This is a genomic window from Streptomyces sp. NPDC002088 (assembly GCF_040296605.1).
GTDB lineage: Bacteria > Actinomycetota > Actinomycetes > Streptomycetales > Streptomycetaceae > Streptomyces.
The window spans coordinates 24,414-32,499 of sequence record NZ_JBEOXO010000049.1 but is presented as its reverse complement, the minus strand read 5'-3'; the positions used below and the strand labels follow the sequence as shown (position 1 = coordinate 32,499).

General features: G+C 67.7%; 12 protein-coding genes. 6 read left to right on the top strand and 6 right to left on the bottom strand.

Going from position 1 to position 8,086, the window contains the following annotated elements; translation table 11 throughout:
• Nucleotides 1-181: 181 nt before the first annotated feature.
• On the bottom strand, nucleotides 182-442 hold the full coding sequence (locus ABT114_RS47895; RefSeq protein ID WP_351153006.1) for a hypothetical protein: 261 nt from the start codon (nucleotides 440-442) through the stop codon (nucleotides 182-184).
• 186 nt (nucleotides 443-628) lie between these two features.
• On the opposite strand from ABT114_RS47895, the gene ABT114_RS47890 reads away from it, so the two are divergent.
• A complete protein-coding gene (locus ABT114_RS47890; protein WP_351153004.1) occupies nucleotides 629-1,153 on the top strand; it encodes a P-loop nucleotide/nucleoside kinase family protein in 525 nt (174 codons plus the stop codon).
• Nucleotides 1,154-1,480: 327 nt separating this feature from the next.
• On the opposite strand, the gene ABT114_RS47885 is transcribed toward ABT114_RS47890, so the two are convergent.
• A complete protein-coding gene (locus ABT114_RS47885; RefSeq protein ID WP_351153001.1) occupies nucleotides 1,481-1,819 on the bottom strand; it encodes a DUF6262 family protein in 339 nt (112 codons plus the stop codon).
• Nucleotides 1,820-2,117: 298 nt separating this feature from the next.
• Complete coding sequence (locus ABT114_RS47880; protein ID WP_351152999.1) at nucleotides 2,118-2,420, bottom strand: Tn3 family transposase; 303 nt, start codon at nucleotides 2,418-2,420, stop codon at nucleotides 2,118-2,120.
• Nucleotides 2,421-2,448: 28 nt separating this feature from the next.
• Between ABT114_RS47880 and ABT114_RS47875 the strand changes: the two genes are divergently transcribed.
• From ABT114_RS47875 to ABT114_RS47860, 4 genes are all read left to right on the top strand, one after another.
• Nucleotides 2,449-2,685 carry a DUF397 domain-containing protein gene (locus ABT114_RS47875; RefSeq protein ID WP_351152997.1) on the top strand — a complete coding sequence of 79 codons (237 nt, stop codon included), beginning with the start codon at nucleotides 2,449-2,451 and terminating at the stop codon, nucleotides 2,683-2,685.
• A gap of 29 nt (nucleotides 2,686-2,714) precedes the next feature.
• Nucleotides 2,715-3,017, top strand: coding sequence for a CU044_2847 family protein (locus ABT114_RS47870; RefSeq protein ID WP_351152994.1), 303 nt, complete (start codon nucleotides 2,715-2,717; stop codon nucleotides 3,015-3,017).
• A complete protein-coding gene (locus ABT114_RS47865; protein WP_351152991.1) occupies nucleotides 3,014-3,841 on the top strand; it encodes a S1 family serine peptidase in 828 nt (275 codons plus the stop codon). The genes ABT114_RS47870 and ABT114_RS47865 overlap by 4 nt, the downstream gene beginning before the upstream one ends.
• A 1,108-nt stretch (nucleotides 3,842-4,949) precedes the next feature.
• On the top strand, nucleotides 4,950-5,630 hold the full coding sequence (locus ABT114_RS47860) for an HAD family hydrolase (RefSeq protein WP_351153012.1): 681 nt from the start codon (nucleotides 4,950-4,952) through the stop codon (nucleotides 5,628-5,630).
• A gap of 326 nt (nucleotides 5,631-5,956) precedes the next feature.
• Here ABT114_RS47860 and ABT114_RS47855 read toward each other — a convergent pair whose 3' ends face one another.
• Nucleotides 5,957-6,445, bottom strand: coding sequence for a hypothetical protein (locus tag ABT114_RS47855; protein WP_351152988.1), 489 nt, complete (start codon nucleotides 6,443-6,445; stop codon nucleotides 5,957-5,959).
• Between the two features lie 290 nt (nucleotides 6,446-6,735).
• Between ABT114_RS47855 and ABT114_RS47850 the strand changes: the two genes are divergently transcribed.
• The gene (locus ABT114_RS47850) at nucleotides 6,736-6,900 is read left to right on the top strand and encodes a hypothetical protein (RefSeq protein WP_351152986.1); all 165 of its coding nucleotides are present in this window, start codon (nucleotides 6,736-6,738) and stop codon (nucleotides 6,898-6,900) included.
• A 97-nt stretch (nucleotides 6,901-6,997) separates the two neighbouring features.
• On the opposite strand, the gene ABT114_RS47845 is transcribed toward ABT114_RS47850, so the two are convergent.
• Complete coding sequence (locus ABT114_RS47845) at nucleotides 6,998-7,183, bottom strand: hypothetical protein (protein ID WP_351153015.1); 186 nt, start codon at nucleotides 7,181-7,183, stop codon at nucleotides 6,998-7,000.
• Nucleotides 7,184-7,329: 146 nt separating this feature from the next.
• A complete protein-coding gene (locus ABT114_RS47840) occupies nucleotides 7,330-7,950 on the bottom strand; it encodes a DUF6000 family protein (RefSeq protein WP_502988523.1) in 621 nt (206 codons plus the stop codon).
• Nucleotides 7,951-8,086: the final 136 nt, after the last annotated feature.

The following is an 8,086-nucleotide window of genomic DNA, read 5'->3' as shown; positions in this document are numbered from 1 at the left end:
CCCCGCTACTCAGACGTGAAGGCCCGGTATCCACCGGGCCTTCACTGCGTGTGGGCCGGTTCGGACCTGGTTCTTGGCGAACAGGGCACCGAGGTTACAGAAGGCGTCAACGTACTGGGCTGCACCGATGCCGTAGGCCGTCTCGGTAATCTGCCCCTGCGATCCGGGGCAGGTCGTTGAGTCAGTGCTCATGATTACCCGGATTTTCTCGGACAGTGCTCATGGGCACCTGGAATTGTTCACGCTTTTCCGGAACCACGCGTGCCGCCGTGCCCGGGCCGTTGAGGAGTTGGTTGATGAGCTGCGTGGTCTCCGTCTCCAGTGAGCAGTCCAGTGCCTGGTTGACCTGTTGGACGCGGGTGATGGCGGTGTGCCACCGCCGGCCCCGGCTGCGCCAGTACGCCGACGAAGTCGAGGCCGTCCGCGTCCTGTACTTCGTCACCGCGCTGCGTACCGTCGTTATCTGGGGTTCCCAGGGTGTTAGCGCAGGTCAACGTCGTGTAGCTGTGTGAGGGACGTTAGGCACGGTGCTCGTTGGGGATCGCGCTGCTGGGCCGCGTCGTGGCCCGGCGATCTCGGCAGCAAGAGCAGTCATCCTCCCACTTGGCCTTCGTGACAAGATCTGGGTGTGACGACGTTGTTCCTGACGGTTGGCCTGCCCGGGGCCGGAAAGACCACGAGAGCTCGGCATCTGGCCAAGGAGCACAGCGCTCTGCGGCTGACGCCGGATGAGTGGATGCTCCCGCTGTTCGGCGATCCGCAGCCGGAGGGGAAGCGCGATGTGTTGGAAGGACGGCTGCTCTGGCTTGGTCTGGAGGCGCTCAGGTTGGGAACCAACGTGGTCCTGGATTTCGGATGCTGGTCTCGTGACGAGAGATCCGCGATCCGCTGGTTGGTGATGTCTGTGGGCGCGTCCTGTCAGCTTGTGTATGTGCCGGTGGACCATGAGACCCAACGTGCTCGGGTCGCCCATCGCCAGTCGGCCACCCCTGATCAGACCTTCGCGATGAGCGAGACAGACCTCGTGCACTGGAGGACGCTGTTCGAGGAGCCCGATGTCGCGGAACTCGAGGGCCATGGGGTTGGAGGTCCGCCTCCTGGGTGGTCAGGTTGGCTGGAGTGGGCTACCGATCGGTGGCCGTCACTCGCGTGACCGTCCGGCCAACCTTGGTGCCAGTACTGGGGTGGGAGACTGGGGTCAGCCGTGGGCGCACGTGGATAGTTCGACAACCTGGCCGTGCCAGGGGCGCCGGGCCCAGAAAGATCCGCCGGGCAGGCCCTAGGCACGGTTCTCGTTGCGGATCATGCGGCGGAGGCTGGTGCGGGCTGCTGCGAGGTCGTCCTCAAGCTCGGTGACTCGCTGCCGGAGCCCGGTGTTCTCCGTGGTCGCCTGCCGTTCCGCCGTGGACAGCCGCAGGTTCTCCTCGGTGAGCTCGTTGATGCGGTCGACCAGGTCGTGGTTGCAGAGCTGTTCGACCTGCTACCCGAGATGAACGTGGGCCTGCTGCCGCAGCTGGCCGTTCTCGGTCCGGAGCCGTTTGATCTCCTGGCGGGCGAGAAGCAGGTCGGTCTGCTCGCTGGCGGTGGAGACCTTCCGCCCGCTCTGCTGGTCCTGGTGGCCCTGGGCGGCCTGGCGGGCCCGTGCCTGGTCGATGCATTCGCGCAGGCCGGGGGCATAGACGAGCCAGCTGGAGACGTCCGCTTCGCGGGCGACCGCGGCGAAGGTGATGCGCCGGTTGTCGCGGAGTATGTCCTGGACGGCTTTGAGGACGCGTCCGCGCTTGTCGGCACTGTCTCGCTGACGTGCGGCTTTCGGCAATACCGGTGGCGCTCTGGATTGAGGCCGCAACCAGCTGGCCGGTATCCGGGTTGTCCAGCAGCCAGAAAAACGGAGTCGACACGATCAACACGACCGCGCCCGCCATGACCGTGATCTTCCTACGTCGCGACACACCCACTCGCCCCCTCCCCGCAACCGACGAACGCGCGCCCTCAGCAGCGTTGGATGAACTTCACTGTTAGCACAGGACGCCTCTGCACAACCACCAGTTCCCCGAACGCTGTTGGCACCCACCCGCCGCCGGCTGGCACGGGTGGCAGGGTTCGGAACGGCCCCGCTACCGCGTTGCCTGCATCGGCGAAGGATCCGCCTTCTCCCGGTCCCGGGGTGGGGTCGGCTGGTCATCCAGCGGGGCCCGAGGGCCGGGCACGGTGGCCGCAGCGAGGTTGAGACGGGCGTCCATGTCGAGGTTGACCTCCCCGTACGGGCGGACATGGGACCAGAACAGCGGGGTCAGGCCACGCCGGTCGGCGGGCGTGAGGAGGCCGGCCCACTCTGGTTCACCGAGGACGTCTTGAAGCATGAGCGTGTTGACGTAGACCAGGGCCGATTGCAGGATCCGCAGGCACAGCACGAACATCTCCTGTTCGTCGCGCCGGTTCGAGGCGTTGCTCGATGTCTCCGCCGAGGCGGGGATCACGTGGAGCGCCCCGGCCCTGTGCGACTGGCTGCGGGCCGAGCGCGGGGTGGAGATCTCTGCGGACTTGCTGAGCGAGCTGCTGCACCGCGAGGGTTTCCGCTGGAAACGCACCCGTGACAGCAAGACCCCCGACACCCCTCACCTCACCGTCGTTCCCACTTCCTGGTCCCGTTTCCTCGCCTACACGGCTAGCCTGGGGGCGTGACGGCACAACCGGTAAGTGGCAGGCTTGGGGTGCGAGTTGAGACCGTGGAGCTCAACGGACACGGCGCCCGGCAGATCGGCACCAGGGCACGCCAGTCCGCGTCGCTCGCCGATCGTTCGGATGAACTGCGCGAGGCCATCCGGCAGGCGTCAGCGATCGCGCAGGACTCCCTGGCCGACGTCCCCGAGCGGCACGGCTGGTCCGTCACCGGTATGGAGGTCACCTTCGGGATCACCCTGGCCGCCGAGGCCGGTGTCATTCTCTCGAAGGCGTCGGCGGAGGCGTCCTTCGAGGTGACACTCACGGTGGAGCGGACCGCAGGGGCGGGATGACCGGCCACTGGGTACGGATCGCGGAGGCGGGCGTGCATCTGGGTGCCGGCCTCCAGGTCACGCAGGTCTACGTGCTGACGGCATTGCACTGCCTGCGGGACGTGTCCTCCGAGGGCGCCGTCCTGGAACTCACCCTGTCCGACGGGCAGGCGTTGACCGGCCGGGTGTGCGACGAGGACAGTGACGTGGATCTCGCCGTCATCGTGATCGAGAGGGCGAGCCGGTACCGGCTGCCACTGCCGCCGCCCATGGACTGGCCGCGGCCGTCGGTGCGCTGGCAGGGGATGTACGAGCCGCCCGGCAGAGTGGCGAAGCTCAGCGGGATCGTGTCGCACGCTCCAATCGAGTACCGCAGTGCGGCGGGCGGTGTGTTCACCGGGCTCCAGCTGACGGCCGAGCAGGATCTGAGGGACTTCTCGGGGTACTCGGGCAGCCCTGTGGACACCGATCCGGTCGAAGAGACGGAAGAACGGCCCGTGGTGGGCATCCTCATGGAGCAGGTGTACGAACACGAGGACCCGAACAGGGGGAGCAACGTCCTCATCGCCGCCTCGGTCAGGTATGCGATGGGACTGTTCCCGTCGTACTTCGGCGACGGTCGGCCACGCGACGGAGCCCCCGCCCGGCGGACTCCGTGTCCCGACGACGGGGACCCCGCGGAGCCGACCGCGCGGAAGGCCGCGCGGGAGGCCGAGGTCGTCCTGACCGCGCTCAAGGAGTGGGAGCAGTCCGAACTCATCTCGTCGGCGCGGGCCGAGGAGGAACGAGGGCACACGCTGCGGCAGTTCCGTGAACGCGCCCTGGGGGACGATGCGGATGACTGACACCACATCACCGTGGCAGGGCAGGCTCCAGACCGCCGTGGCCGCGGTGGAAGGGGCCGGACCCGCTCTGGCGTCGCTGCAGACCGTCGTCGACGAGATGAGCCGCGACGACCGGCTGCTGAGCACCCCGGCCGCGGCGAGCGAGATGTCCTACTTTCTGTCCTTGCTGCGTGACCTGGGGGCAACCGCACAGGAGCAGCACGACCAAGCCGTGGGCCAGGTCTACCAGTGGGTGCGGAAACGTCTGGTCCCGCACGAGCACCGGTGCGCGGTGTACAACCGGGTCGCCACCGTCCTTGCCGAGAGCGGGCAGCCGGCCATGGCCCGTAGGGCCCTCATCGCGGCGTACCAGTCTGCCGTCACCGGACTGGAAAGGGCATACACGCTGGCCCAGTTCGCCCTGCTGAAGGCCCGCGGCGGCCACTGGGAACCGGCTCGGCTGGATGCCCAGGCAGCCCTCCGGTTGCATGCCCGGGAGGCCGCCCGGTCGGCCGCGGAGGCCGACGGCTCGGCCGCGTGGCTGGACGTACGCATGCGCGCCGCCCGGGCCCTGTTCCTCGCCGACTTCGGCAGCGGACAGCTGGACCGGAGCCGGGCCGCGGACCATGTGCGGGACCTCAAGGACATCTGCGATCTCCAGATCCACCGATGGGGCAGCGGTCACCCCCGGGCGCTGGAAGCCCTCATGGTCATGACCGAGGCACAGCACTCGGAGGCCTGGGTACGAGGCGATACGGCGGCCATGGACGAGCTGACCGAGACCCTCGCCGTGGTGGCCCAGCGCTCCGCGACGCTGCTGGGGGCACGTCATCCCCAAGCCAAGGCCGCCCGTGCCGCGCTGCTCCAGGCCCACCAGGCCACCGCGGACGTACGCACGGACCGGTCGCGGCGGGAGCGTGAACAGATACGGGAACGTGCACGAGAGCGAGATCGGGAGCAGACCACGGCGGAGACGGTGCGCAACGAGCCGAGGCCGCCGCAGGCGCCCGAGCAGGGCGACACGGGCCGGGACACCGAGGCACTCCTCCAACGGGTGCTCACCATCGCGCGGGGCAGGGACAGGGACAGCAGCTGGACGCCGCACGACCCGTTCGAGTCCCTGCGGGAGATGATCACCGCTGCCCGTGTGGTGCTCTGGGACCTCGACGGGCCGATCTGCCGTCTGTTCGCGGGCCACCACGCGGACCTGGTCGCCGACGAACTGTTGCGATGGCTGGAGGCACGGGGGCTGCACGGTCTGCTGACGGAGACGGAACGGGAGTCGCCCGACCCTCACGTCGTCCTGGGTGCCGTGGACCTTCGGCACCCGGGCAGTGACCTGGTGGCGGAACTGGAGGAGCGGCTCACCCAGGAGGAGCTGAAGGCCATGCCCTCGGCGATGCCCACCGCGTACGCGGACCCGCTGATCCGTACCTGGACCGCGCTCGGCGTCCGGCAGGCCGTCGCCACCAACAACTCCCCACGGGTGGTCCGCAAGTACTTGGAACAACGAGGCCTGGACTCCTGCTTCGTCCCTCACATCTACGGCCGCACGCAGGACCTGCACCTGCTCAAGCCGGATCCGCACGCCGTCAACCGGGCACTGGGCGCGCTGGGCGCCGAGGCTTCGTCCGCGTTGATGATCGGCGACAGCCCTGTGGACTACAGGGCGGCCCACGCGGCCGGGATCCCCTTCCTCGGGTACGCGCGCAACGAACGCAAGGCGAAGCTGTTGAGGGACGCCGGAGCCGGTCACCTCGTCGAGTCGTTGGAACAGGTGCTCCAAATTCTCCGTGTACGCCGCTCCTGAGAACTCGGTCGCGTGCCTCCTCCCCTTTGCCGGTGCCCGGCAGGTGTGCAGGCCGCGGGGATCCAGAAGAGAATCGCGCTCGCTGCGGCACGGGTGGCGGTCTCCCAGCCAACCTGGGTCTCGTAACGGGCGGCGCGCTCGCCGTGCCGGAACTCGGGACTCAGGACGGTCAGCGACTGGTCGCCGGTCTACTGGTTGGCCAGCGTGGGACGGGCGCGCTCATGTTTGGTCGTGCTGGAGTGGCGGGGTGAGTGACCGCAAGCCCTACAAGAGCGACTTGTGCGATGAGCGATGGGCACTCACTGCGGTCTGACTCCCGAGAACGGTCAGGCTGTGTTAGTGGTTCCTCGGGCCGCGAGGTTTCGCTCGTGGACGATGAGGTCGTCGATGGCAGCAATGAACCCTTGATCGAAGTCGCCGTATGAGTGATCCCTGACGATTGGCCACCGCTCGGCGTTCTTGGGGATCGCCAAGACGCGGCGAAGGGAGTCGCCTTCACGCTTCATCAGCTCGGCCATCTTGGCGTAGTCGCCGCGGTGGTAGCGGCCGTGCGCCACTTGGAAGCCGTCCAGCAGGATGCTCAGGTACACGAGTGCCCGTGCTTCCCTCAGGGGTGTAGCGGGGTCGATGCCGTGCACGTCTATGAGGAGTTCCGGGTGTTGCAGCGCGGCTTGGTTGGCGGTGAAGAGGTTCTGGATGTGGCTTGCCCTGCTGGCGGTCCGGGCGGTTTCCAGACTCAACCACGCGATGTACGAGCCGAAGGCCGATACCGCCAAGGCGAGGCCGGCGACGACGAGGGACACAACGGTGCTCATGCGAGTCCTAACTAAGACTAGGAGACGATCGAGTGCGCCGGGATGACCCCGCTACTCATCCATCTCCCGGTTTCACGATCGTCAGACCTGGTCACGTCCGCCCGCCGAGGTCGACGGGGTGATACGCGTCATTCGCGGGCTGCTGCTGAGAGCCGGAATCCTGACCGGATCGACTGGTTGGGCTGGACAATGACTGAGTCTTAACGTGATCGCATGGGCAGGCACGGGGCACCTCGACTGCGGCTGGTCGGGGTCCTGGAGAACGACGCCGGGCCGCGGCTGTGCCGTGGGTGCGGTGTTCCGTTGATGCCGTCGACGAAGGCGACGGCGGTGTTCTGCTCTCCCGCGTGCCGTTCGCGGCACTGGCGGCGGACGAGGGCGAGGACCGGGGCGGTGAAGGCCGGCGTGACGTCCACTTGCCCGGAGTGCGGGACGTCCTGGACAGCCGACGTTGAACGCCCAGTCTCGGCAAGGTACTGCTCTTCCGGCTGCCGCAAACGGGCTTGGTGTTGCGTTGGGTGAGGTGTGCTGGTCGCGGAGGTTCTGGGTGTCCTACGGCCGGTTCTGGGTGAACAATCCAGGCACCCGTGTGGCCAGGTCGACCGCCTGCTCGTGGCTGAGGTCCGCGCGACTGACGAGGCCGTCTGCGATGTCCGCGTCCGCGACGGCGATCAGGCGGTCGACCAGCTCGGAGGGAAGAGCCTCATTGGTGGCGAGGCCGCACAGTACATGGTTCACAGGGGGACATCCTGCCCGGACCGCAGTCGAACGGCCGACGGATTTAAGGCGTCCACGAACGGCTGCCGGCACGCAACCACGTTCTGAGCGCTTCAGGTGGCGGAGCCCGCCAGCAGAAGCGCTTGGTCACCGCGACGGTGCTGCGGTCACCCCCAGGGGTGCAGCTCGGCGCACTCCTCGGCGAAGGCGCAGAGCCGGCGTATCAGGCTCAGATAGGTGGCGGTGCCCTCAGCGCACTGCCCACCAGATCGCCCCTGGAGCCACTGATCCCACAGACCCTCTGGAGCCAGAAATCGCCCGGCCTGGTGGGCACCGATGTTCAGATCGATGTACAGAAGGGCACCCAAGGCCACAGCCTGGTCGTAGTCGAGGTCGGGGCGTTGCAGGTAGCGATCAAGGTAGGCAGTCAGCAGATCAGCGTCGTCCGGCGTGCCGAAAGTGGCCAGGGCCACGCAATACGCCAAGCCCGCACAGCAGACCTCACTGGCCAGCAGGAGCTCCCCGAGGCGCTCGCGGAACTCGGTCCGGCGGGAAATGGCGATGAGCCATGCAGCGGTCCTCCGCTCACGCCACCCGCCTTCAAGAAGAATGCTGAGCTCGTGCGCAGTGATGAGTTCGGCATCCTCGGCGAGATCTCGCGCGAACCGGTCGTACTCGCCGCCTTCCAGCCGCAGCAAGCTCCCGCTGAGCTTCAGATAGCGGCGGTCGGGCGTGACGTAGCGGCGGACCAGGTCCAGCAGTTCGGCATCCTCGTAAGCATGGCGCACCACAGGATCCTGACTCACTGACCGTGGCGGGACCAGCCTCTTTCGACGTCACGCGGCTCACCGAGTGCGCGAGGGGGCTCACAACCTCCCTGGAGCGAGGGTCCCATGGCCTCCGTGCCGTCAGTGGCGTTGCTGT

What these genes read in the sequence shown, in the direction of transcription:
- ABT114_RS47880 (WP_351152999.1), bottom strand. Translation starts at nt 2,420, where the DNA reads ATGTTCGTGCTGTGCCTGCGGATCCTGCAATCGGCCCTGGTCTACGTC.
- ABT114_RS47865 (WP_351152991.1), top strand. Translation starts at nt 3,014, where the DNA reads ATGACCGGCCACTGGGTACGGATCGCGGAGGCGGGCGTGCATCTGGGT.
- ABT114_RS47860 (WP_351153012.1), top strand. Translation starts at nt 4,950, where the DNA reads ATGATCACCGCTGCCCGTGTGGTGCTCTGGGACCTCGACGGGCCGATC.
- ABT114_RS47855 (WP_351152988.1), bottom strand. Translation starts at nt 6,445, where the DNA reads ATGAGCACCGTTGTGTCCCTCGTCGTCGCCGGCCTCGCCTTGGCGGTA.